Genomic DNA, 26,951 nt, shown 5'->3' on the forward strand with positions numbered 1-26,951 from the left:
GATGGATTATATTTCTTAAAAAAAGAACAGCGGGACACAGAAGAAATCTCTCTTCCTTATATAAAGGCAAGAAAAACTAACGATTTCCTGTCTATAATTTTGTAAAAATCTGTAGAAAGTGAGGCAAAAAGATGAAGCAAGGTAAGGATTTAGGAATCTTCTTTCTTCTTTTCTTTCTTGGGGCGCAATGGGGACAGGCTCAAACCGAATACAAGTATGCAGACCTGGTGAACCGACTGACGGACTTAGAGGGGCTGGCCCGTCTGCCGGAAGAGGGGCTCGTGTGCCGGCAGTGGTCCAGTTATGACCGCTCAAGCCGGTATGATGAAAAAACAGGCAAATACGTAAAATGGGATGCCAACGATGACGGCTTCGGCGGACGGGGATGGATTCGTGTCGAAAACGACAAGCTGGTGCTGGCCGAAATGGAAGGACCGGGATGCATTTGGCGAATCTGGTCGGCCACCCCGCAGCAAGGCCACGTCCGAATCTATCTGGACGGAGCCGAACAGCCGGCGGTCGATTTGCCCTTTGCAGAGTACTTCAGCGGAAAGGTTGCACCGTTTAATCGTCCTGCTCTTGTGCATATCGTTGCCAACGGGAAAAACAACTATACGCCGATTCCGTTCCAGAAATCCTGCAGGATTATTGCCGATAGAGATTATGGGGAATTTCACCATTTCACATACACACTCTTTCCGAACGGCACGCGTGTGCCGACCTTTTCGATGCAGATGAATGAGGAAGACAACGCCGCCCTGGACCGTGTGAATGACCTTTTGCTGCATGTCGGCCCCGGTTCTTTCCGAAGTCATCCGGAACAGATTACGCAAACCTACACGATAAACCTCCAGCCGGGAAAGAAGGAACAGATTGTGCTGGAAGGCAAAAGAGCCATCGCCTCCATCAAGGTTCGTCCTGACCTTCCGAATGATACGGAAGAAAGGCGAAAAGCCCTTCGCGAGATGACAATTCAGATTTTCTGGGACCATCAACCCAATCCGAGTGTCTGGAGCCCGCTGGGAGATTTCTTCGGAACGGGTCCCGGACTGAATCCCTACCGTTCCCTGCCGATGGGGATGAATGAGCAGGAGTTTTATTCAAACTGGTATATGCCGTTTGAACAGAGCGCTGTGATTGAACTGCTCAACGAAGGCAAACAGGTTCGGCGTCTCACAGTTGAAATCACACACGCTCCTCATTCGATGCAGGCAGGTTCATATGGATACTTTCACGCCAAGTGGCACCGAGATGCTTTCCTGCCGACGGAAAAAGAGCGTCAAATCGACTGGACAATGCTGAAAACCGACGGACGGGGACGGTTTGTGGGGGTCGCTTTGATGGTGTGGAACCCGCGAGGAGGCTGGTGGGGCGAAGGGGATGAGAAGTTTTTTGTGGACGGAGAAAAATTCCCTTCTTTGTACGGCACCGGTTCCGAAGATTACTTCGGCTACGCCTGGAGCGACCCGACTCTGTTTGAGCACGCCTTCCACAACCAGCCCCTCAGTGAAGGCAACAAAGGACATGTGAGCGTCAACCGCTGGCATATTGCCGATCAGGTTCCGTTTCAGCGTTCCTTCGAGGGATGCATCGAAAAATATTTCTCCAATACGCGTCCGACTCAGTATGCCTGCACCGCCTATTGGTATCTGTCTGCAGAAGGGTGTGACCCATATGGTCCCCTTCCGCCTCAGGAACGTGTTGACTATTATACCCGCTTAACCTATCCAATGGACATTGCGGGCATTTATATCCTTGAAAAACCGGTCGGTCAGCTCGAAGAACAGCACATGGGAGCTTTTCCCAAGGACAAATGGCAAAATGATACCCAGCTGTGGTGGGTCGGACAGCCGGGCGCCCAACTGAAAATCGGCATCCAAATCCCCCGCAAAGGACGGTATCAGCTGACGACACGCCTGACCAAAGCGGCGGATTACGGGATTGTCCAATTCTATCTGGACGGCAAAAAAATCGGCAAGCCGATAGACCTGTTTTATCCGGACGGCGTGATAGCAACCGAACCCATTGTCCTGGGCCGGTTTACGCTGGGCAAAGGGCTGCATGTCCTTACGGCGGAAATTGCCGGCAGCAACCCGGCGGCGATTCAGCGGTACATGTTCGGAATGGACTATCTGGACGTCAAAAAAACCTGGTTCTAAAGGGAGAATTCTGTATGCGTCCGATCTTCTTTGTGATAACCGCCGGTCTTGTTCTGCTGAGTGCCTGCCCGGTTTCGTCCGCAGAAGGACAGGTCCAATGCGGACCCTTTGTGAAAATCTATGACCCGAGCGTCGGAGAGCCCGTCCCATGGTATATCAACGATCACTGTTTCATTCGCGGACAAGACGGTACCTGGCACCTGTACGGGATTACCCATGCAGAACCCTTAGGGCCTCTGGATGAGCATAACTTTGCTCATGCGACCGCCGACAAACTGACTCAGAAACCGTGGCGCAAACAGCCGTTTGCGCTGACGGTTGATGCAAGCTGGAATGAAGTGCATCTGTGGGCACCCCACGTCATCGAACACAACGGCTTGTATTATATGTTTTACTGTGCCGGCGATGTGGACAATTCGAAATACAAAATTCATCTGGCGACATCCAAAGACCTGGTCCGCTGGCAGCGTCACCCGGCCAATCCGATGGTCGTGGACGGATACGATGCCCGCGACCCGTTTATTCTGCGGCTGGGTGATGAATGGGTGATGTATTACACCGCCACCTCCGACCCGAAAGGCGGCAGCCACATTGTGGCCGCCCGTACGAGCAAAGACCTGATTCACTGGGGACCCCGCAGGGTTGTCTTTACCGACCCTTCGAAAGGCACCTGGGGGGGACCTACGGAATCGCCGACAGTGATTCGCCGCGGGAACGTGTACTATCTGTTTATCGGGCCGCGGGACGATTATCGGGGCACCTGCGTGTATCGCAGCCAAGACCCGTTCCATTGGGACATCCGCGATTTGGCAGGCCGTCTGAATTCCCACGCCGCCGAGGTGATTCGAGATGCACAGGGCAAATGGTACGTGAGCCATTGCGGCTGGGGACAGGGCGGGGTGTATCTGGCGGAACTGTATTGGAATGACGGTTTGGACAATGCGGAGACATCTTTGGCGGCGGCCAACGGGATTTCCCTCCCGGAAACCGAAAAGCCGAGAGAGTATATCCGCATCCCGATGCTGACTTATCGGGACAAAATGACGGCGGGCTGGCTGGGACAGATGGTCGGCGTCAGCTGGGGGTTTCCGGTCGAGTTCAAATATCTTAACAAGAGAATCCCGGACGAGGCCGTACCCGTCTGGAAACCGGAAATGATTCAGCAGGCCTTTGAGCAGGATGACCTTTACGTAGAGATGACGTTCCTGCGAACCCTGCAAAACGAAGGGTTCGATGTATCCGTTCGTCGGGCGGGGCTTGATTTTGCAAACACCCAATATCCGCTCTGGCACGCCAATGACGCCGGACGAACAAATCTGCGGCAGGGAATTGCTCCGCCGGACAGCGGGCATCCGCAGCACAATATGCATGCGGATGATATTGACTATCAGATTGAAGCAGACTTTGCAGGTCTGATCAGCCCCGCCCTGCCCAATCACGCCGTGTATCTGGGAAATGTTTTTGGGCGAATCATGAACTACGGCGACGGGCTCTACGGCGGACAATTTGTTTCGGCAATGTATTCGCTGGCCTTTGTCGAACGCGACATTGAGAAGCTGATTGAGTCGGCTCTGGCCTATATTCCTGCAGAAAGCCAGTATGCCGAAGCGGTTCGAGATGTCCTTCAGTGGTATCGGGAAAAACCGGAAGACTGGCAAGCCGCATGGAACCGCATTCAGGAAAAGTATCAGAAGGATCCGGCCTATCGTCTCTTCAGCTGCGACAAAGGCGATTTTAACATCGATGCAAAAATCAACGGGGCCTACGTGGTGCTCGGTCTTTTGTACGGGCGGGGGGACATTGAAAAAACGATTCGGATTGCTATGCAGTGCGGGCAGGATTCCGACTGCAATGCCTCCACAGCGGCGGGCATTCTGTTTACCATCAAGGGCCTGCTGAATATCCCCGAACCCTACAAACAGATTGACCGGGAACGGAAGTTTCTGCATACCCCCTACGACCTGCCGAATCTCTTTGACACATGTGAAAAACTGGCTCGGCTGGCCGTGTACCGATGGGGCGGCTGGACGGAATCGGACGGCTATGGAAACGAGGTGCTGGTGATTCCTGTTCTGCCGGCTTCTCCCAATCCTCTGGAACGGTCCAATCAGCCCGGTCCGACAGTCCAGAGCCGCTACACCTTTGCGGAACTGAGCCGGCTGCGGGCGGAGGTACGCATCAGCGGAGACCCTGTCGCACCCGGCTGGACGGTGGAAAACTGCGGCCCGGATATGTCCCCCGGCTACCGAAAAGAGGCAAACGGACGCAAAGACGTTTTGGCAACGCATCCCCTCAACCAAAACACGGGCTGTTCAATCTGGAAAGAGGTGGAAATCCCCAAAGACGGAAAAATGCGGTTGGTTCTTTCCGTCGGGCGTCATTCGATGGGCGACTGGACCCTGCTGGTGCGATTTAACGGAGAAGTTCTTTTCCGCCGGGAAGTGGATGCCCAAAACGCTCCGGACGGCTGGATGGATGCAGAGGTGGATTTAAGTCCGCTGGCAGGCCGAAAAGGAAAACTGGAAGTGGTTAATCAGCCGAACGGATGGGCCTGGGAGGGTGCCTTCTGGGATACCATCGAATTGCGAAGCTGAAAACTCCCATTCAGAAACCCGTCTTCAAACAAAAACGAGATTTGGTTTTCTGTGAGGAGGGAAGGAATGAGAAAAGACCGTCGTCAACATGATGGAGTTTTCCGCCGCACCCGGCTGCGGTTCTTTATCTTTGTCTGCTGCTGGATGACGGTGCATCCGGTGTTCGGCAGTCAAGAATGCATCGGCGTCAACTTCTTCGACCCGGTCCAATCCTACCTCCAGACATTTACCTGCTGGGACGGCAACAAATCGTATGTGTACCTGGGAAGTCCGGCCACTTTCGTCCATTGCCAAAATGCCGTTCCGGTCAATATGTCCGTCGGCAGCGGCTCTTTGGTGCTCGAGAGCACTCTGCCGGGCGGATGGTGGAACATCCAGTTCAAACTCGACTGGGGCCACTCGGTCAATCTGCTTCGGACCGCACCGAATCCGTTTCTGCATCTGCGGGTGAAATGGGGACAAGTCGCCCCGGGGGCTGATTTGCGAATCCGTCTCACAGATGATCAGCAGATTCTGAATCTTTACCGAACCTACGCAGGCCAAAGCAGTATCTATTCAAGTCAGACGGCATCTGTTTTGCTTTCCAGTTATGTTCAGCCGTCCACCGTTCAATGGCAGAATGTCTATATCCCGATGTCCGATTTTCTGGCGGTTAATCCCAATCTGGACCTCACTCGCCTGAGTATCCTGACTCTCGAGGGGGCCGGCCGGTACAGTCAAACCAACACGCTCTATATTGAAAAGATGCGATTCGTGCCCGGCATCGACTGTGTCTATTCAGACATGGTGAAAGTCAACCAGCTTGGATATCGGCCCGACCAGAGGAAGCTGGCCGTGGTCAGCTATGAAGCCGGAGCGGTTTCTTCGCCACCGGCTTATTTCCAAGTCGTTGATGCAGCCGCCCAGCGCGCTGTTTATCAGGGTCCCCTTCTGCCGCAGGATGCCTGCGAAAGCAGCTGGAACTTGAGCGGGGACATTGTCTATCACGCCGATTTTACGGAAATAAATACACCGGGACGGTACTGGATTGAGGTGCCGGAAATCGGCCAGCGTTCACCGGTTTTTCTGATTCACCCCAAAACATTCAATCGGGCGTTCCGCGATGCCCTGCGTTTTTTCTACTATGCCCGAAGCGGCTATGAGATTGCCGAACCTTTTGCCGAAGGGCACAGCCGTCCCGCTATTTATGCCAACAATGAAACCTGCCGCTATGATTATGATGACAATAATCCTGCGAAAATGTACGACTACGACCCTCTGGACATCGGAATTGAAACGCGGGATGTCCGAGGCGGCTGGTTTGATGCGGGTGATCTGCACCTGGATGTCCACAACAATTTGGGTGCTCTGTGGTTTCTGCTGGAAACACTTCGAAGCTTCGGACGGAAAACAGGGCCGGGTGTGCTTCATCTTCCCGAATCCGACGGCTTAACCAATGACTTGATTCTGCTGATTCAGTATCAGCTCGAATGGTTCAAAAAGATGCAGAATCCGGACGGCAGCGTGCACTTTATTGTCATCACCAATGACGGAAATCTTCAACGGCAAACCGTTTCAGATGTTTCCAGCGGAGCGGCCTGCGTACTGGCGGCCGTTTTCGCCAAAGCATACAGCATTTTGGGAACCATCGAAGAAATGGAACCCTACGCCCAGGAACTGCTCAGCCGGGCCGAATTGTCGTGGGGGTGGCTGACCGCTCACCCGAACACGTACAACCCGACCGGACCGAGCGGCAGCACCTGGTCCTACGGCATAACCAATGACCTGCCCTACCGGGGACTGGCGGCAGTGGAGCTGTACATCGCCACCGGCAATTCAACCTATCGAACTTACTTTGAGAGTCAGTACAACTCGGCCTCCAATCCCAAACCCCTGAACGCATTCGGAGGAAACTCCTACTACGGTTATATCGGACTGCTCGGGTCCAGCGCTATCAGCAAGGCCTATATGGACTACATCCGCACAGACCGTCCCGTCTCGAGCACAATCAAAAACGCCCTCATTCAATCGTTTCTGATGGAGGCCGACGCTCTGGTCAACCGCAGGGACTGCAATCCTTACAATATCCCGATGCTGATGTACAACGACCTGTACTGGGGCTCGAGCGGAATGCTGTGCGGCAATGCCTATGTACTGCTGTGGGCCTATGAGAGAACCGGCAGTCGAGCGTACCTGGACGCCGCTCTGGATGTGCTCGACTGGATCGGCGGACGCAATCCTGTTTCGCGGGTCTTTATCACCGGCTTCGGAGACTATCTGCATGGAACAGACCTGTACTCCTTTTACTGGTTTGACCACCTCAATCCGGTCCCTGGATATCTGTGCGGAAACATCAATCACCATCTGAGTTTTCTCCAATCCTTCATCCGATACCCCTGGAAATGTTATATGAATCTCCAGAATGCAGGGCTGCTGGAGCCCTGTCTCCCCTGGCAGGCCCAGATGTGCTATCTGCTCGGCTATTTTGCCTCAGATTTGACCCGTTCGGCAGACCTGAATGATGATGGGCAAATTGAACAGACTGACTGGTCTATTTTTACCCAATCCTGGCTGAGTGAGGACGGAGAATCCACCTGGAACCCCTTCTGCGACCTGAATGTCCCGCCGGACCAGCAGGTTGATATCAAAGACCTTTCGGTCTTCGTCAGCCAATGGCTGAATCCCTAAAAAATCCGTCTTCTTTGTCGTTTTCAGCAATGTGAGCACAAAGATTTGTGCTTTTTCATTGACAAGTCCTTTCCCTGCACGCTATACTGCCGAAAACCCGAAAAAATCGAGGCACAAAAAATGGTGAATACTTTTGTCTGGTATCTGGGGGTGCTTGGAGCCGTGTTTTCAGGCCAATGGTACATTCAGACAGAAAATGTCGAAATTCCCTCTTCTTTTGAAGATTCCTGGTCGCTGGTGATTTTGCCGGATGTGCAGTACTACAACGACACCTATCCCGGACTTTTTGAACTCCAGACCCAGTGGATTCGCAATCAGGCCCAGAAACTCCAAATCCAATACGTTCTGCTTCCGGGCGACCTTACAAACACCAACAGTGACAAAGAATGGGAAAATGCCTCCTGTGCACTGGGAATACTGGATGGGACAATTCCGTATGCAATGTGCACCGGCAATCACGACTGCGGTCCCGGCGGCAATGCCGCCGACCGAAGCACAGGGTTGGACCGATACTTTCCTTATGAACGGCTTGCCGGCTGGTCCGGACTGACAGGTGTAAAAACCGCCAGTCAAACGACGAATTCCTATCACCTTTTTGAAGCGCCGGGCTCCAGCCGGTGGCTGATTCTGACGCTCGAATGGGCTCCGACGGATGAAACGCTGCAATGGGCCTCCGAGATTCTCACAAAATACGCAGACCGAAACGCCATCCTCATCCTTCACGCGTATTTGTACTACGACGACAGCCGGTATGACTGGAAAACCAAAGGAGACAAACAGGAGTGGAATCCGCACTCCTATCCGACCCAGCCGGCAGGCAATGACGGCCAGGAAATCTGGGACAAACTGATCCGAAAGCACGACAACGTTTTTCTGGTTGTCAGCGGACACGTGATCGGAGACGGGACAGGACTTTTGATTTCCCCAACCGACAACGGAGCGCCCGTGATTCAGATGCTGGTCAATTATCAATCCCCAATTCGAGAAATCGGCGGACAGGCCTGGCTTCGCGTGCTGACATTCCGCAAAGATTTGAAGAAAATTACGTGCTGGTCGTACAGCCCCCTGCTGAAACAAACAAGGTCGGAAGCAGACCAGCTGTTCGAATTGAAGCGGAGTGAGTAACAAGCGAAAAACAAAAGATTTAGATTATGTCGGTCACACTAAAAGAAATCGCTTATTATGCAGGAGTGGATGTATCGGTCGTGTCGCGTGTGCTGAACAACAAGGCCGACCAGTACCGTATCAGCCGCCGCTGTCAGGAAAAGGTTAAAAAGATTGCTCTTGAGCTGGGATATATCCCGAACGCCTATGCCGTCGGCGTCAAAACGGGACAATTTAACTGTGTGGCTCTGCTCCACGGCGACTTTACAAACAAAAGTTATCTGCCTGAAAAGCTGCTGTGCGAAATCCACCTGAATCTGGAAAAGCAGGGCAAACACCTGCTGCTGGCGCGAGTGCCGAAAGAGACCGTCAAAGAACAGGAACTGCCGATGATATTCCGTTCTCTGATGGCGGAAGGGCTGATTGTCAACTTCTTCCAGGACATGCCTCCCAAGGTTCGGAAGGCCATTCACGACACCCAGATGCCGAAAATCTGGCTCAATGACAAACTGGAATACGATGCAGTGTATCCGGACAGCTTTGCGGCCGCCAAACGGGCCACAGAATACCTGATTGGACTGGGACATCGAAAAATCTGCTATTGCGATATCTACTCGTACAACCAAAAACCCAACGCCCATTACAGTGCCGCCGACCGTCGAGGCGGCTACCAGCAGGCCATGCAGGAAGCGGGATTGGCTCCGTATGACATTACTCCTTCTGCAGAATTGAAACTGGAGGAATCCATCGACAAACAGACGGAATTTTTCTACTCGGTCCTCAAAAAACCTGAACGTCCGACGGCAATGCTGTTTTACTGGGGCTATTCCATTCCGGCGATTTTTGCGGTTGCAGCCCGGCTGAATCTTCAAATCCCGCGTGATTTGTCGGTGATTACGTTCGCCGGTGAAACAGACCAGCGTGTCGGTTTGTGTTCGACCGCGATTATTGAACCGGAAACTGATATGGCACGCGAAGCGGTTGCGATGCTTCGGAAAAAGATCAAACACAAAGATACCCCCCTTCCTTCCAAGCGGTTAGACTACCACTTTCTTGATATGAAAACCTGTGCAAAACCGAACGAATCAACACTTGAAAAATCTTTGTGAATTCGGTCTTTTATATCGTCTTATAATATTGCGGATTGATGCTCCAGGAGGCCCCTTTTTTCGGACGAACGTATGCAGAAATCCGGCAGAGAACCCCATCGTTTTCCGCGAACGAATCTTCCGGATTTTATCCGACATTCGGGGAGCAAACCGAGGGGATGTGTTTTTTGGCAATTGCTGCACAAAAGTTTGTGCAAAAAATATATTGACTGAAAATATTTGCGATGATATAATTCAGTCAAAGTACAGTGCTGACGGAAGTGCCTGTACAAAACCTTTCAAAACGGGGAATGGAAAGATGCGGAAAGCCACAAAAGGGTTTACGCTGATAGAACTGCTGGTTGTCATCTCCATCATCGCTCTTCTGATGGGAATTATCGTTCCCGCCCTGTCCCGCGTGAAACTGTCTGCCCAAACGCTGATTTGCTCAACCAATCTGAAGAACTACGGCACCGCCCTGCAGGGTTATGCCCAGGACAACAATCACAAAGCACCGTTTGCCGTGTACTGGCTTTACTCACGGCGGACCCTCAACAACGGGGCCTGTCCGGCCGTATGCCGATGGCACTACACAAAGGACTGGCCGGACGGTTCCTTCTGGCCGTATGTGGCGGACAAAAATGTGCATATGTGCCCGACATTTAAGTCGTATGCCCTGCGGGAGGGCTGCTCCCAGTGCGGTGCACCGGAGACAACTACGGTACCGTTCAACCCGATGTACAGCTATTCGATGAATTATTTTCTTGGCTTTGACTGGGAAACGGGTTTGCGAATCACTTTTTCAACAGCTTACGAAAAAGAGGTTTCGCTGAAACTGACCCGCGTGACTCGGCCTGCTCAGTGCTTTGCTTTTTCCGAAGAAAATTTGTGGACCTTGAACATAGACAACGGATACCGCGAAAACTACAGCCGGGCTGTTTTGAACGACAACGCCCTGTGGATGGCTCCGAATCCCGGCCGCAGTACGGACAATATCGCCACGTATCACAACGTGAATCTTGCGCAGAAAAATGAAGGCAAGGCCAACCTGGTTTTCGTGGACGGTCATGTAGAAACCATGCGCGGCCTGCCGGAAGAGAAGGCCTATCTTCAATACGCCAAGCCGTATCAGGGGCATGAAAATTTAAATCCAATCTGGTAAGACCACCTTCCGTTAAAACCGTGGTGAAACCATTAACCCATAGTGAATCAGGAGATTTGGAATGATGAAAAGAGCGTTGGGGGTTTTGGCTTTCGTCGTACTCGCCGCTTCCGTAAGAGCTGAACTGGCTGCCTACTGGCCGCTGAATGAAGGAAGCGGAACGACCGCTCTTGATGCAAGCGGAAAAGGATTGAACGCCTCTCTTCGTGCCGTGGACGGCATTCACAAGCCGCAATGGACGGCCGGTCCGGGAGGTACCGGAACGGCTTTGCTGTTCAATCCCGTTCTGGATGACCCCAATCAAATCAATTTTCTCTATGTGGACCCGAATGACGCCCACAGCGACCCGAATGTCTTCGACCTCGGGAATGCTTTCACGATTTCGATGTGGGTCCGGCGAGACAATGCTCCCGGAACAGACTGGGGGTATCTGGTGTACACCGATGCTTATGACGTGGAACTGGCCCGAAACCCCAACGGCACCGGTGATGACCTTCTGGACTACTTTTGGTCGGAATCCTATTCGGCCTGGCGTCAGAACATCGGAACTGAAACGGCGGAACAGACTTTAGGCAGCTGGTACCATCTGGCAATCACGTACGACAAACTTGTACTTCGAAAATATATAAACGGAACGCTTCAGTTTACCTCCCGCTATATCGCCCCGAAGGTTCCCGTCGCTAAATCTCCCTTATACATTGCGTCCCGAGCCGGCCTGTCCGGAGCGTTTTCCGGCGCTTTGGATGAAATCGCCGTCTGGTGCGGCTCGTACCTGCCCGCCGGTGAAGTGGCCAAACTGGCGAACAAGACAGCCACTCCTCTGACAGTGTCCTCTGTTCAGCCGCTTCCGGACAGTTATTTCACCCGTGAAACGCGCCTGGCTTGGAACTCCAGCGGGTGGCGGCTCCTGTACGGACCTTCATTCTCGTCGTTTGATTACTGGCCCGGCGAGAATATCAATATCAGCAGCAACAACACGGCTTCCGTGTGGTACATCAAAGATGCAGAACTGCCGGGCTGGCCTGTTTCGATCATGATTCCGGGCGGACACTATGCCCTTTGGAGTGACGGCCAGCAGTGGTATCGATTTGTGAACATTCTCCCGGGTGAAACCTACTACACCAAAGCCGCCCGAGATGTCCAAAAGTTCGGAATGGCGTGGATTGACCCGTCGTGGAGCGGTCGCGACCCGCAAACGGCTGTGTTTGCCCCCTATATTACCTCGGGCATTGCCATCTGCATCCCGAGCAACGGCGGGTATCAGGAATTCGTCAGTCCCACGCACGGCTGGCTGTCCAAAAACTTTTTCAAGACCTATGCACGCGTGGCTGCCGTCAATGGAAATGGAGCCAGTCTGCTTGTCCGATCCTACAGCTATACGGACGGCACCGACCCGATGAATCCTGCCAATCTGACCTATTTGGGTGAGGTTCGTCTGCCGCTGACAAAACCGGATTATGTCTGGCAGGAACTGAAATTTGCCTATCCGAAACCTTATCCGGGTTCTTCAAAGAAAGTCTGGACGGAGATTTCGATTGTCGGAGGTCAACCCGATACCCGTGTGTATATTGACGAGTTCAACCCGATTTCCGATCAAGCCAATACCTCTCAGCATTATCCGACCTATCTGCCGGGAGATTATGACCGGGATACGATTGTCAACAGCGAAGACCTTATAACGCTCGGAGAAGGCTGGATGGACAGCGCCAATGTTCAGGAACCGCGCAACACCGGCCTGCTGATGAACGGCGACTTCTTCTACGACCTGTCGCTGCTGGACCCGGCGGCAGCCGAACCGAAACTTTCCGTCAATCCGACCGGCTGGACTTTTGTCGGCGGCAGCAGCGGGGAGAAAGGGATTTACCTGGTTCATAAACCCGGCGCCACGAACATCGGCGTAATGAACTACAGCCAGCCCGTTCTGGCCCCGCTGGGAGGAACGGTAGCGGCCTACACCAATGACCCTGCGGCGGTCCTTCAGCAGACCGCCGGCACACCCGCAGCCGCCGGACAAACCTACTATGCAATGGCTTATGTGATGGCCAAAGACTGGGACGGCTGGAAAGATACGGTCACGCTGACCCTTCAAATCGACGGCCAGGCGGTTGCCTCCTTCAAGCGTCCGCTCTCGCGGAATCGGTGGCGTCCGATTTACGGAACGTATACGGCAACAGCGGCGGATGCCGGCAAGCCGATTACCGTGCAGCTCTCTTACGAAAACACACATACAGCGGAAATCCAGCAGCCGGGGATTGTCTACATCGGATACGTCTATCTGGACACCCAGATGCCGACAGACTGGCCGGAAAGCAGAGACAATCTGCTGGCCAACGGCGGATTTGAAGAAATCGAGTGGATGATCGGAACGCCTTACGAAAGTGTCTATAACAGCATTATGAAATCAGACAACTGGGGCGCCTGGTTTGTGGACAACATCCCGGCTCCGCCCGGCTGGCTGTTTGAAGTACCTGCGGACTTCAATGAAGCCGACCAGGGCGGCATTTGGGCGGCGGGCCTTTACGGCAGTCCGCTTCCAACTCCCGGAATGAATGATGTGTGCATTTACACATCCGAGACCCTGGTGCTCGGACAGGTCGTCGGCCCCCTCCAGAGCGGAATGACGTACTACCTTGATATGGCCTGCGCTGTCAACAGCAGCGAGTACGGTGCAACCGCCTGGCCGAATCCGGCCCCGAAAATGCACCTGGAACTGTGGCGAATTCCGGCCGGAGTCACAGACGGAGCCGTGATTCACGCAGCCATCCAAAGCGGCAATCCGAACTATGTGAAAATCGCCGAGGCCGCTGCGGATGCCACCGGGAATCTGTCCGGCGGCACCGGCATCCTGGCGTCCAAGTGGCAGATGGTCGGCACAACCTATACCGCCTCCAGCGCCGATACAAACGTCTATGTTCGGGTCTATGGAACCGGCGGAGCCGCCTCTATGCCGGAGTTTGCCTTCAGCGATGTGTATTTGTCCACCCAGAAACGGCTGGTACCGGGCGGCGGGCTGACGTTCAACATCGCATCCGGAATGGAGTATGAGACAGCCGAACCGTATACATGCACGCATGCGGTGTTGATGGGGCTGCCGGCTCCGGAGGCGGATTTGAACGGAGACTGCTATGTCAACATGAACGACCTGGTACTCTTCGCCGAAAGCTGGCTCCGCAAGTGGTTCAACAACATCAGCGGCGTTGCTCCATGGGAATAACAAAAACAATCTGAAAACGGTCCGGCACAGCAGGAATGCCTTCGTGTGGAGTGTGTGAAAAAGCAGCCGGACGAACCGATAACAAAAACAAGAACGTTTCCGACAGCGGAAATGAGAAAACAAATGAACCTTATTTGTGTGGAGGAAAGACGATGAAAAAGCAAGTATTGTTTGGATGTGTTCTGGGTTTGGCGGCGGTTTCAGCGACCTTTGCTGCAATCGGCGATGTTTCTCCCGTCGGCCTGACCGGCCTGTGGACATTCCAAGGGGGAGCGAACTGGCAGACAGGGATTGTCGGACAGCCGCTCGGCGGAATCGTAGGCAACCACAGTGTTGTGGGCCCCTGGATTGAAATCGGAACACAAGCCAATCCGACTGCTTACAGCGGCAACCTGCAGGTTCAAATCTGGAGCGCCGACAGATACATCACGGTGAACCCCTCTTTTACGGCCAACGGCGGCGGCAGCTATGTCAATCAATACACCATCGCTTTTGATTACCAGCAAACACAGGCCGGCGGCCTGAACAGCTTGTTCCAGACCGCCTGGGACCCGATTGGAAGTGAAGCGGAGCTCTTTTTCAAGGAAGTCAGTGCGGGAGTTTATCAGGTTGGTCACGATGCAGCCGGCTGGTCCACTCAGACCTTCAACGCCACAACCTGGCACCGCGTCGTAATCGCTGCTGACAACGCCAGTTTCTTCCGCGTGTATCTGGACGGAACGCTGTTCCTGGATGCTCCTGGTCTGGGTGTTGACGGCCGCTATTCCCTCTACACAGACCGGTTCCACCTCTTTGCCGGCGACTGGAACTGGAGCAACCAAAGATGGGGTTACTGCTCCACTATTGCAACCTGGAATCGCGCGTTGTCCAGCACGGAAATTGCCAATATGGGCGGCTGGATCGGCGGCGCTTCGATGCCGACACCGCTGCGGCTGGTTCCTGAACCGGCCACAATGGGTCTGCTGACGCTCGGCGGACTGCTGGCCCTGCGGCGCAGCCGGAAATAAGGACTGACCACTCTCAAAAGAAGAACGGACTCTTCTTTTTACGAACATATTGGAAACAGGAAAAGAATCGGATTCTTTTCCTGTTTTTTTATGCCCTCACTTTTTACAATAAAGAAATATGAAACGGTTCTTGATGATTCTCGCGGTTCTGGCAGGGAATGCAGCCGGAAAGGCCGCAGAAGGTCTGCCGCCGAAAAATCTGCGGCTGGAAGAATTCGCCGTCTCTTCCGATGCCATGATTTTGGAAGGGCGTCATCTCTATAACTTCAGCGGCTCTATCAGTATCCAGCCCGATACGAAGCAAATGGGTTTCGGCAGTTGTTTTTCTCCCCCTTTTGTCGGCAATCCAATCCGCGGAACCTGGATGCTTCAGGGACATCCTATTCCTGTTAAAACCTATATCTGGTATCCGGCGGCAACTGTTCTAAAAGGACAAACTGCAGACGGACTGGATATTTCAGGACAGGTAGTCCCTTTGAGCCGGAAACGGGCTTTTGCCTTTCTGCTGTTGCTTGAAAACAAAACCGACCATTTCCTTCAAACCATCCTGTCGTTTGACCTATCCGGCCAAATTGGATTCAGCCGGGACTGGGGATGGGTCCCCCCCGCCGGAAGGCCGGATACGGCGTTATCCGTCTCAGACAACATCCTGATTCTGAGTGCAACTGAAGCGGAACTTTCCGCCGTATTCCACCCTGCTCCAAGCCGGTTTGCAGACAACCGGCCGGTATTTTCCCTGGAACTATCGCCCGGCGGTTCCCGTCAAATTGCTGCGGCCTTTGTCCTCGGGCACCCGAATACAACCCGACAATCAGCCTGCTCGCTCCTTGACCAAATTGAGGAGGAAATCGAGAAGGCCTACCGAACCTGGAGCGAGAAAGTCAGCATCCTTCGAAGCCGTTTGCCTGTATTAATCACGGATGACAAAGCTCTGGAGAGGTTTTATCAGCGGTGTCTGCTGACCTTTCTAACCACCCGCTGGGAACCGGAGGATTTTATTCTGAACCCATGGTATGCGGAGTCCGGCATTGACGGAGGGGCGGTTTGCAGCTACCTGTGGGGAGATGCCTATCTGAGCAAATTCTTCGCGGCGGCTGACCCGCAAGCACTTCGAGCGCTTTTGCTCGCTTCGCTGAAGGCCGATTACAGTCGGCATTACGCCCTGCATCCCTTGACAGGGGAGGGAATCGGCGTCGGCTACAGTTATAACTATTACAGCATGGCCCTGCTGATGCACGATTATATCGCCCTGACGGGGGATGTGTCCATCCTGCAGGAAACAATTCAGGACCACCCTCTGCCGGACGTTTTGCTGAAATATGTGTTCGAAAAAGAAGACTTGACACAGCGGCCGGTGCTGATTGACTACGGGACAAATGAAAATCTGCTGGAACTGCGCCGCACACAGGCCTATCAGCACTATACACCCAGCCCGAACTTTGAACGGATTCTAAACTATCAAATCATGAAACAGCTCTATCGATGGGCCCGAAAAGAACCCCCAATTGACTTTTCCGTTCGGACTCAACAGCTCAAATCCGTAATAATGAACAACCTTTGGGATAAAACGGATCAGTGGTTTGTTTCACTGGATTTGAACCGGAAACCACAGACCTGCTATTCAATCCAGATTTTCGACCTGTTGCGGGCTGATCTCGTTCGAGGCAGACAGGCCGAGGCAATTGTTCAGCGGCTGAATGAAAACGAGTTTTTGTCCCAATGGGGAGTCCATTCATTGTCCAAATTCGACAAAGGTTATGACCCAACGGATATCGACTGGGGGGGTCCCGGCGTGTATGCCGGAGATGCGCCGGAGCTGGCGGCGGATTTGCTGTCAGCCGGATTTACCCAGAAAGGCATCGACGTTTTACAGAGAATTCTTTGGTGGAATGCGTTTCCGTATATCCCGCAGGCCGTTCGGGCGGACAGCCGGGATTATCGGCGTGACGGACGGGCAAATGTCATTGCCGCCCTTGCGGGAGCTCAGACCGTCGTTTGGGGACTGTTTGGGATCCGGATGGAGGGAGACACATTATTCATCTGTCCTGTCAGACATCCTTACACAGCGGGGATGGGAATCGAGAACCTGCGCATCCGAGGGCGGATTTTCCGCATTCAGATTGACCAAGACGGAAAACACTACTGGGTGCAGACGGATGGGCAGCGTGAGCACCTTCCTGTTGGAAGAACATACCGATTTTCATTCCCTACGCTTTGCGGCGGACTTCCTGCACCATGTCAAGGGTCTGACGAACGGCCTTTGTAATGCCGGCAAAATCTTTGGCATCAATGAGGGCTTTGGTGATGAGGTTGGATCCAATTCCCACACAGGCGGTTCCGGCATTGAACCAGGCGGACAGACTTTCCCGGGTTGGGGAGACCCCGCCGGTAGGCATCAATTCCGCCCACGGACAGGGGCCGCGAACGGCCTTGACAAATTCTGGTCCGCCGACCTGACCACCCGGGAAGATTTTGCAGATTTCCACCCCCAATTGATGGGCCCGGTGAATTTCCGTGACGGAGCCGCAGCCGGGCATATAGGGGATTTTGCGGCTGTTGCACAGTTTGGCCGTATCCTCATCGAGCAGCGGCCCGACAACAAAATCCGCTCCGGCCGCAATGTACAGGGCGGCGGTGGGGGCATCTACAACAGAGCCGACACCCAGAATGACCTCCGGTTTCTGCTCATCCCGCCAGCGGGTTAACTCCTCAAAAACCCGCACGGCCCGATCGCCGCGGTTAGTAAACTCAATACAGCGAGCCCCCCCTTCCGCACAGGCCTGAGCAATCTGAACCGCAATTTTTGCATCCGCCTGATAAAAAACAGGTACCAGACCGATTTCCTTCATCACACAAAGCACTTCGAGCCGCGAATGCCGAGCCATGAACAACCTCTTTATCTACAAAATATCTCTCTTTTGTCTGTACGGATGAAGCAATTATACCCGGCAAGTCCAATTTGAAAAGATGTTTTCTTGAAAGACTCCTCCGCAGCGTGTACGATGGATTCATTGCTTTGTCAGGAAAAATCATGAGGAGGTTTCCATGAAAACACTTTTTGTTCTGCTGGTTTGTATCAACTCAACAGTCTCGGCGGAGGAACGGACCCTCTGGTATTCCCAGCCCGCGGAGGAATGGACGGAGGCCCTTCCGGTAGGCAACGGTCGGCTGGGGGCGATGGTTTTCGGCGGCACGGTTGAAGAACGGATTCAGCTGAACGAAGAGACAGTCTGGGCGGGACCGCCGGTGCCGCAGGCCAAAGAGGGGTTTCGGGAAGCGGTTGAAAAAACTCGTGTCCTCTGGTTTGAAGGCAAATATGCCGAAGCTCAGCAGACGATTCAATCCGTAATGGGCTCGCCTATCGAACCGCGCAGTTATCAGACACTCGGAGACCTCTATCTTCGGATGGATACCCAAAAGCAGCCGACCGAACCTCCGCTGTCTATTCAGGGCTGGAAGCGGGGACCGGAACTGACCGGGGTTGATGTCTCTCAATTGGCGGAAACGTTTGATGACACCGGCTGGCCGGCGGCTTCATCGCTGGAGGTACCGGAGGGAAAAACCGTGGTTTTCCGTGCTCGGTTCCACCTGACGGCTCAACAGATTGAAAAGGGGTTAACTCGTCTGGCATTGGAGCCTATTGACGACAAGGGAATTGTCTATCTGAACGGAAAAGAACTGGGACGCACCGCCATTTGGAACAAATCCTATGCCTTTAACGCAAGCCGTCTGCTTCGGGAAGGGAGGAATGTTCTGGCTGTGGCTGTCACAAATTATTATGGTCAGGGCTGCATGGCCGCAGGAGTGCGGCTGATTCAGCAACAGCAAATACCGGTGGAGGGCTATCGTCGTCAACTGGACCTGGACACCGCCATTGCGACAACCCGCTTTGTTTACGAAGGGGTCCATTATACTCGAGAGGTCTTTTCGTCACCTGCAGACAATATCCTGGTGATTCGAGTAGTCGGCGACAAGCCCGGCAAATTAAACCTGAAAGCCGCCCTCGAAAGGCCTGCCGATTTTACAACCGCCGCCGCAGGGCCGGATGCCATTGAGATGTACGGGCAGGCCCAACACGAAGGCCGACAACAGGGCGTCAAGTGGCATTGTCTGCTGAAAGTACAGACGGAAGGAGGACGCGTCCGTTCGGACAACAATCAGCTGGTTATTGAAAATGCTGATTCGGCGACATTCTATCTGGCGGCGGCCACAGACTACAATCTGAAAGACCCCGCCAAGCCGCTGCCGCGGGACCGCAGGCAGGTCTGTCGGCAGCAGGTTAAGTCCGCCTGCTCAAAACCCTATGAACAGCTCAAGGCCGAGCATATCGCCGAACACCAGCGTCTTTTCCGGCGGTGCCTCCTGGACTTAACCGGTCCGGACTGCACCGAAAAACCGACGGATGTCCGTCTGGAGGCGGTGAAAGACGGGGCGGATGACCCCGGTTTGACAGCCCTGTATTTTCATTTCGGCCGGTATCTTCTAATCAGCTCCTCGCGGCCGGGCTGTATGCCCGCCAATCTGCAGGGCATCTGGAACGATATGATTGCAGCGCCGTGGGACTGCGATTATCACATCAACATCAACATCCAAATGAATTACTGGCCTGCGGAGGTAACCAATCTTTCCGAATGTCATACTCCCTTTTTGGAGTTCGTTGAGCGGCTGGCACCGAACGGGCGTCAAACGGCCCGGCGGCTCTATGGAGCCCGTGGATTCTGTGCGTCTTTTACGACGGATGCATGGCTGTACACAGACCCGTTTGGGAACGTCCAGTACGGACTGTGGCCGCACGGGGGCGGCTGGGCCAGCCAGCATTTTATGGAGCACTACCGCTTTACACAGGACAAGGATTTTCTGCGGGAACGTGCCTATCCGCTCTTGAAGGAGGCGGCACTGTTTTATCTGGACTACCTGACGCCGCATCCGCAAACGGGGCTTTTGACGGCCGGGCCGGAAACCTCTCCTGAAAACCTCTACCTGAGCAGTACCAGGGAAAAAATTGCCGTGTCCATGGGGCCGTCGATGGGCCAGCAAATTATTTGGGATGTATTCAGCAATACACTCGAGGCGGCGGAGATTCTCGGCATTCAGGATGAGTTCACCCGACGTGTGCAGACGGCACTGGAAAAACTGGCTCCGACACAAATCGGCCCGGACGGCCGCCTGATGGAATGGGCACTTCCGTTTGAAGAGGCCGAGCCTGGACATCGGCATATGTCGCATTTGTTTGGGCTGCATCCCGGCCGCCAGTACAACATTTATGACCATCCGGAAATAATGGAGGCGGTAAAGAAAACGATTGAATACCGGCTGGCACACGGCGGCGGACACACGGGCTGGTCGCGGGCATGGATGATTCTTTTCTGGTCGCGTCTTCACGAGCCGCAAAAGGCCTATGAAAACCTTCAGGCCCTTCTGGCCAAAAGCACCCTGCCGAACCTTTTTGACAACCATCCGCCGTTTCAGATTGACGGCAATTTCGGAGGGACGGCGGCCGTTGCGGAAATGCTGCTCCAGTCTCATATCCGCACGCCGGACGGAAAGGTGCTCATTGAACTGCTGCCGGCGCTGCCCGCTCAATGGCAGCAAGGACGTATTCAAGGGCTGCGGGCACGGGGCGGTTTTGAAATTGACCTTGCCTGGAAAGAGCACCGTCTCGAAAGGGCCGTTGTCCGCGCGGCAGCAGACAATGCCTGCCGAATTCGATACAAAGAGAAAATGCTTGACAGAACGGTTAAGGCGGGGGCATCGATTGTCCTGACCCCTGAAGACTTTGAATAAAAGAAAATGGAAACCCAAATCTGCATTATCGGAGCCGGACCTGCGGGGCTGACGGCAGCAATTTTTGCGGCCCAGCGGGGGGCTCAGGTTTTGGTGGTCGAGCGCAACACCACGGCCGGACGGAAACTGCTGAAAACCGGACGGGGCCGATGCAATCTGACCCATATGGGAAGCATCGATGATTTTGTCCGAGCGTACGGTTCTTGCGGCCGTTTTCTGAAACCGGCCCTTTATGCCTTCCCACCGCAGCAGGTTCGGGATTTTTTTCACAGTCGAAATGTTCCGACGCAGGAAGAAAAGGATGGGTGCGTTTTTCCAGTAAGCAATAAGGCCTCTGATGTGTGTAAATGTCTGCTGGACGCTGCTCAGGGATTGGGAGTCGTGTTTTTGTACGGACGACACACAGAACATATTACTGCAAATCAACACAGTTTTGAGATTCGCACAAACAAAGAAACGATTTTCAGCCGGGCTGTCATTTTGGCCACAGGCGGAGCCACCTGGCCTATGACCGGCTCTACCGGCGATGGATATCGTCTGGCAGCGGACTTCGGCCATTCCATCATTGCTCCCAAACCAGCACTCTGTCCGCTGGTCACAGAGGAAAAGTGGCCCGGCTGCTTACAGGGGCTGGGAATCCCGCAGGTTCGGATTCGGGCCGCCGCTGAAGGACGCCGGTGGGAATCAGAAGGGCCTCTGATGTTCACCTCAGACGGAATCGGCGGCCCGGCCGTCTTCGACCTGAGCCGCCATCTGACGGATATCCTTTCACACAACGAAAAACCGGTTCCGGTCCATATAGATTGGCTGCCGGAACTGGACAGTCAGGCCCTCGAAAACCGGCTCTTAGCGGAATTTACCACCCATCCCAAGAAAGAACCGGCGGGTATTCTGTCCGGCTTTCTGCCCCGGCAGACGGCTCAGCAGATGCAGACACTTTTGCTGGGCAACGAAAAAATTTCGGTGTCCCAGATGACTCGTCAGCATCGAAAAAACCTTTTGAATCTGCTTAAAAACTGCCCCTTGACCATTGTGAGAACGGCCCCCCTTGAGCAGGCCACGATTACGCGGGGCGGGGTGAGCCGAAATGAAATCGACCCAACAACAATGGAATCACGGCTTCAGTCAAATCTTTTTTTCGCCGGCGAAGTTCTTGATGCAGACGGCCCCTGCGGCGGATACAATCTTCAAATCGCCTGGTCTACCGGCGCTTTGTCAGGATTATCCGCTGCTAAAAAATAAAAAAAGGCCCAAAACGTCCGATAAAAACTACTTCTCCGGGCAAGTTTTCCGCTCTCTTTTTTTAGATGTTTCATTTTTGAACTTTTGATGAAATTGCCGATAAAAAATAAAAGGCGGAATCTGAAATGTCGCCTTTGTTTGTCTTTTATCAATTCAGAAAGCGTTTGACACGCTGTTTCTATCATGTTAAGGTAAAAACACAATACAGGAACAAAAACCTCCGTTTTAGGAGGCAGGAATTGGTTTTGGATGGAGACAAAACATGATCATCGGCACAAATTCAATCGTTTATATCGTCGGGCTTTTGTGGAGTCTGTCGGCGGCCGCAGCAGCAACGGAACCTGCAGAGGAACCCGCAACTCAAACCCCGACTCCGGCTCAGGCCCCCGCCGAAAATCTGGTCGAAAAACTCGCCCAAATGGAATTTCCGCAAATCGCGGAAGTAACGGGCACCGATGTTAATATTCGCTCCGGTCCCGGGACAAGTTATTATCGATGCGGAAAACTGAATGCCGGAGATAAGGTTACCGTTGTGGATATTCTCCATAATGCCTGGGCGAAAATTGTCCCGCCGGAGGGAAGTTATTCGTGGATTTCGAAAACGTATGTCCAACTGAACCCGAACAACCCGAAAGTGGGTGTTCTGACCGGCGATGATGTGCGGGTCTGGGCTGGGTCTGACTTCGTCGAGCCGCTTCACTCCCACTCGCAACAGGTCAAACTGTACAAAGGGGACATTGTGGAGCTGATGGGTCCGCCGGATTTGGATGCAGATTATTACAAAATCAAACCCCCGGCGGATGCCTACTTGTGGGTGAGCATGGAGCATCTGAAACTGCTCGGTCCGGCTTCTGGGGCCAAACCCGCTCAGCCGACACCAGCCGCGGCTCCGTCCGCTCCGGCTGCAGCCCAGCAGCCCTCTGCAGCAGCCCAGCCGGCTGCTCCAACCCCAGCAGCTCCCGCCGGCCAGGCGGCGAGTACTCCTGCAACACCCGCTCCGGGTGAACAGTCGGCTTCGACACCACAGAGCGAACAACCCCAGCCGACTCCTCCTCCTGCACCCGCAGCACCTTCCGTAGACACTCTGGCCGTTCAGAAATGCACCCAATTGAGGGCTGATATTGAAGAACAGCTCAAGAAACCGCTGCCCGAACAGAATTACTCCGCCATTAAAGAGGAGCTGAATAAAATCCTCCAGACACCGGACATTGACCGGGCAAAAATCTACGCCGAGTCGCTCCTGAAGCAGATTGCAAGTTATGAACTGGCCGTTGAAGTGCACAAGCAGATTCAGCTTCAGGATAAGATGCTGGAGGAAACAAAGGCCAAGATTGCCGCTGCACAGCAGGCCCAGCGGGAACAGGCCGTCCCGGCGGAGGCCAAGTATCTCTTTGTAGGGGTTTTGAAGCCCTCCTACATTTACACCGGACGCGTCGGTCCGCGGCGATTTGTCATTCTGGACCAGAACAAACGCATCCTTTGCTATTTGATTACCAAAGATCCTTCTCAGCAGTCCAAAATGGAATCGCTGACAGACAAAATCGTCGGCGTCAAAGGGAAAATTCTGGATGACCCGAAGGCGATGATCCCGGTTGTAATGACGGACGAGGTCTCCTCCGTCTTCGAACAGTAAATCTTCGGTCGGAAGGAAGCCGCTTTAAAAAGGTCGAGGCAGCAGCGGCAGCGGTATTTGTGTAATGACGGGCTGCGCAAGTGTGCCGCTGATTTCGACACGAGCCAGTGCCGCTCCGAGATTCTCCGCCAGACCGGTCAGGAGGGTGGGCTCCTGATTCTTCCGCCTTCCGAAAGCGGTCAAGACCATTTGGATGGTCCCGTCTTTTAAGCTGAAACGGCCCTGGCCCTGATAGACATCGTTTTTCCCGGCCAGAAGAATCCGCTCACAGTGAATTACAGGTCCCTTTAAAGCGGCCTCGGCAAATAACTGGGTAAACAGAAACTCATCCGCCTGACGCAGCTGCATCACCATCAGCGCTTTACCAAGCAAGGATTCCCGTCCAATCTTCAACTGGTCGGCTTCGAGCGTAATTCGGCCTTCGCTGTCCTCCAGCTGCGCCGCTTTTCCCCGAATGTCGGCAGCCCCCCGAATGCGTCCGCTCGTTTCCAGCTGCCCGTTCCGGAGTTCAGGAGAGGACGAAAACCGGTTCAGAGGAATATTCTCAAAAACTGCGTTAACCTCAAAAGGCAGGAGCGGTTCATCTGTTTTCATCTGCAGATTGGCCAGAAAACGGCCTTCCGGACCGCATCGTGCGCGGAGGTCCCGAATGCCCAGAAAACCGGTGTTGGGATCGGCTGTCCAGATTCCCTCCACCTCCGACAAAAAGCAGCTTCGCACATTCGCCGAATCCAGCCGAAAATGTCCCCCGCCCTCCGGCAGAAGCGAGGATTCCGTCCACCGCAAACGGCCTTCGAAAAAGCCCTCTGCACCGGAGACAGCCAGACGATTGACCCCGCTCTGATGAACCTCAATCCGTCCCTCTGCACGCCGCAAAAGCGGAAAGGAGCGGGGAGTCCATTCGAGAAAATCGAGCTGCACATCTGCCCGCCCAAAGGGCTCCAAAGAGGAAATCGTCTGAATGCCCTGTTTCAGTGTCGCAGAAAAAACCTCCCGAATCGGCACATTGGAAATCCGCCAGCCGCTGAATGCAAAATGATCATCTTCGAGAGAAAAAACCCCGGAAGCCGACCCCGTCCGCCAGCCGCCGCCGGGATGATAAAGCTCCCCTTCTTTGAGACGAACCGTCAAATAGATTTGTCGTTCCTGCGGCCGATGAGCAGCGGCAGGAAAATCATCTCGGTCAGGGCAATTCAAACAAAACCTTCCTGCTGCGTCCGCAATTCCTTCTGCACGAATTTCCGACAGCACATTCTGATAAAGTCCCGTGTTTTCCATCGCTGTCCAAAAAGCCGGATTCAAGGAAACATCCTCTGCGGTAAACGCGATTTGTATCCCCGGCTGATTGGGCTCTCTGCCGCAATTCCAGAAGCGTCCTACCAGCTGTCCGCTTCCGCCGTCGGGAAGAAGAGCCGCCGCCCGCCATTCCGCCCTTCCATTCTCCGCTGAGCCTTGAACCGAAACGCCTTGAAAATCAAGCGGGAACGGCTTCCAGCGCAAACGTTCTGCTTCTGCAGCAAACGAAACGCGAATCGGCAGGGGCTTATCCTCTTTAAAAATTCCCTTCACCTGCACATCCCAATCCACAACGCCGTCCGCCTCAAACTCAGACAAAACCTGACGGATGGATTTTGGAAATGCGCTGCGAAGTCTCGCATCGAAAGGAAGTCTTCGGGCAGTAATATTCAAGTCGCAGGCCGGCGCCTTTCGCAAATCTTTTATTGAACCCTCGATTCGAATTTCCTCTCCCTGTCCCGACTGAGCGGCAACTTGCTGCAGCATCAGAGAATTCGGCTCAATAACGAGAGTTCCTGTTAAATTGGTCAAAGGATAAGGACAGCGGTCATACAGGCAATTGACCCCCTGCAAACGGATGATGGATTGATAGAAACGTTCTGCATTTGCGTTCCGAGTAAACTGATAGTCGAAACTGCAGATTCCGGAAGGGGCAAACTCAAACCATTTCCGCTGCAGAGATTCCGGAAGAGCCCGCTTGACTTCCTCTGTCAGAAACACCTTCTCGGAGGCAACTTGAAGCTGAATCTCGGCATTCGGGCCGAAATTTGTGATTTGCCCGCGGATGGTAAACTGAGAAGCGCCGTTCTGTGCCTGCAAATCCTTCAGATGCAGATTCCGGCCCGTGAATTCAATATCGCCGCGGATATGCTCAAGCCGATAAGGAAATTTCCGGTCCAAAACAGCGATATCTCGACAGACAATCTTTCCATCAAGCCGGCTTTGGGCTAAATCTGACAGCGGGCCGTTAATTCGGAGAAACGCATCCGCACTCCCCTCGGGCTGATAACGCCGCAGAAACCGCTCCAGCCCGCTGGTCATCATTTGAAGAACCGGTTCAGAATAAACAATCCGGTCCGGCCGGGAACTCGCAGACAAATACAGATTCTCCAATTCGGTCTCTGCTGACAGCATTTTTCGGTCCGGAGAACCGCTGATTTGTCCTCGAAAAACAACCCGCCCATCGCCCAGCCGGCAGGAAAATTGCTCCACCCGGAATTGCTCCCGATCATAGCTGAAGGCAAACCGAATATCGTCCAGATCCCAGGCATTCCCCCAGATATAAATCAGCGGCATCCGAATCTGTCCGCTTCCTTCAAAACATCCTCGGCCGTCTTCAGGCTGCCAGACCCCTTCGAGGCGGCTGCCGGCGAAAATTCCGGACGGCAGAGACTCCAGAAGCACACGATAGTTCCCTGCACCACGTTTCATCTGCCCCTGAAAATCGACAGCCGCCAGCGTCTGCCGTTTTCCCTCTTCGATTTTTTGGACAGTCAGCCGGCCTGTTCCTACAACGATTTCAGGCATCCGGACGGGCTGTTGTCTCCCTTTGCCGACGGTTTTCAGACAATTTAGATTCCACTGCTTCGAATCCGCATCATACCGCACTTCAACAGCAGCTTTTTTAATCTGAATCCGTTCAGGCTGAAACTCCAAATGCAGCAATTGTGTCCAGGACAAAACACAATCGGCTTGCTCAATCTCTAAAATCAATGTTTCTTGAGGACGACGGACATCTTCTGCCAACACAAGACGACCGAGCCGAAGCGTCAAAGGGCTTTTCCATCGGACACGTTCAAGAAACACCGCTGTACCGGTGTTGGCTTCCAGAAAACGCCGCAGTTTGGGTCTCAAAAGCAGATCAGAAGCCAGATAGAACAGAAGCAGCAGACCGGCCAGAAAACCGCCTACCCATATCAGCCGTTCTGCAAAAGGACTTAGCCGCCGCGGATGCAACCATCGGATATAGGACTTGCCTTTCATCAGCAAATCAACTCCTCT

At 53.7% G+C, this 26,951-nt stretch carries 14 protein-coding genes; 12 read left to right on the plus strand and 2 right to left on the minus strand.

What is annotated here, in order from left to right; genetic code table 11:
• Positions 1–131 precede the first annotated feature (131 nt).
• The 9 genes from PKY88_01740 (at position 132) to PKY88_01780 (ending at position 17,261) form a co-directional block, all read left to right on the plus strand.
• Positions 132–2,159: a DUF2961 domain-containing protein gene (locus tag PKY88_01740; protein ID HOQ03922.1), complete on the plus strand. Its 2,028-nt coding sequence runs from the start codon at positions 132–134 to the stop codon at positions 2,157–2,159.
• Between the two features lie 14 nt (positions 2,160–2,173).
• Positions 2,174–4,753 (plus strand): ADP-ribosylglycohydrolase family protein, encoded by a 2,580-nt coding sequence (locus tag PKY88_01745; GenBank protein HOQ03923.1) that lies wholly within the window; start codon positions 2,174–2,176, stop codon positions 4,751–4,753.
• 66 nt (positions 4,754–4,819) lie between these two features.
• The gene (locus PKY88_01750) at positions 4,820–7,420 is read left to right on the plus strand and encodes a glycoside hydrolase family 9 protein (GenBank protein HOQ03924.1); all 2,601 of its coding nucleotides are present in this window, start codon (positions 4,820–4,822) and stop codon (positions 7,418–7,420) included.
• Positions 7,421–7,540: 120 nt separating this feature from the next.
• Complete coding sequence (locus PKY88_01755; protein HOQ03925.1) at positions 7,541–8,545, plus strand: metallophosphoesterase; 1,005 nt, start codon at positions 7,541–7,543, stop codon at positions 8,543–8,545.
• A 26-nt stretch (positions 8,546–8,571) separates the two neighbouring features.
• A complete protein-coding gene (locus PKY88_01760; protein ID HOQ03926.1) occupies positions 8,572–9,633 on the plus strand; it encodes a LacI family DNA-binding transcriptional regulator in 1,062 nt (353 codons plus the stop codon).
• A 298-nt stretch (positions 9,634–9,931) separates the two neighbouring features.
• Entirely contained in the window at positions 9,932–10,774 is an 843-nt protein-coding gene (locus tag PKY88_01765; protein HOQ03927.1) for a type II secretion system protein, read from the plus strand.
• 61 nt (positions 10,775–10,835) lie between these two features.
• A complete protein-coding gene (locus PKY88_01770) occupies positions 10,836–13,988 on the plus strand; it encodes a LamG domain-containing protein (GenBank protein HOQ03928.1) in 3,153 nt (1,050 codons plus the stop codon).
• A 152-nt stretch (positions 13,989–14,140) separates the two neighbouring features.
• Complete coding sequence (locus PKY88_01775) at positions 14,141–14,995, plus strand: PEP-CTERM sorting domain-containing protein (protein ID HOQ03929.1); 855 nt, start codon at positions 14,141–14,143, stop codon at positions 14,993–14,995.
• Positions 14,996–15,113: 118 nt separating this feature from the next.
• Positions 15,114–17,261, plus strand: a complete 2,148-nt coding sequence (locus PKY88_01780) for a hypothetical protein (GenBank protein ID HOQ03930.1) — start codon at positions 15,114–15,116, stop codon at positions 17,259–17,261.
• On the opposite strand, the gene PKY88_01785 is transcribed toward PKY88_01780, so the two are convergent.
• Positions 17,203–17,880 carry a bifunctional 4-hydroxy-2-oxoglutarate aldolase/2-dehydro-3-deoxy-phosphogluconate aldolase gene (locus PKY88_01785; protein ID HOQ03931.1) on the minus strand — a complete coding sequence of 226 codons (678 nt, stop codon included), beginning with the start codon at positions 17,878–17,880 and terminating at the stop codon, positions 17,203–17,205. The two genes, PKY88_01780 and PKY88_01785, sit on opposite strands and share 59 nt — an antisense overlap.
• 160 nt (positions 17,881–18,040) lie before the next feature.
• On the opposite strand from PKY88_01785, the gene PKY88_01790 reads away from it, so the two are divergent.
• From PKY88_01790 to PKY88_01800, 3 genes are all read left to right on the plus strand, one after another.
• Positions 18,041–20,779, plus strand: coding sequence for a glycoside hydrolase family 95 protein (locus PKY88_01790; protein HOQ03932.1), 2,739 nt, complete (start codon positions 18,041–18,043; stop codon positions 20,777–20,779).
• Between the two features lie 6 nt (positions 20,780–20,785).
• Complete coding sequence (locus tag PKY88_01795; protein HOQ03933.1) at positions 20,786–22,021, plus strand: NAD(P)/FAD-dependent oxidoreductase; 1,236 nt, start codon at positions 20,786–20,788, stop codon at positions 22,019–22,021.
• Between the two features lie 262 nt (positions 22,022–22,283).
• Positions 22,284–23,654, plus strand: coding sequence for an SH3 domain-containing protein (locus PKY88_01800; protein HOQ03934.1), 1,371 nt, complete (start codon positions 22,284–22,286; stop codon positions 23,652–23,654).
• A gap of 24 nt (positions 23,655–23,678) precedes the next feature.
• Here PKY88_01800 and PKY88_01805 read toward each other — a convergent pair whose 3' ends face one another.
• On the minus strand, positions 23,679–26,933 hold the full coding sequence (locus PKY88_01805; GenBank protein HOQ03935.1) for a hypothetical protein: 3,255 nt from the start codon (positions 26,931–26,933) through the stop codon (positions 23,679–23,681).
• Positions 26,934–26,951: the final 18 nt, after the last annotated feature.

It is taken from the genome of Anaerohalosphaeraceae bacterium (assembly GCA_035378985.1).
Classification (GTDB): Bacteria; Planctomycetota; Phycisphaerae; order Sedimentisphaerales; family Anaerohalosphaeraceae; genus JAHDQI01.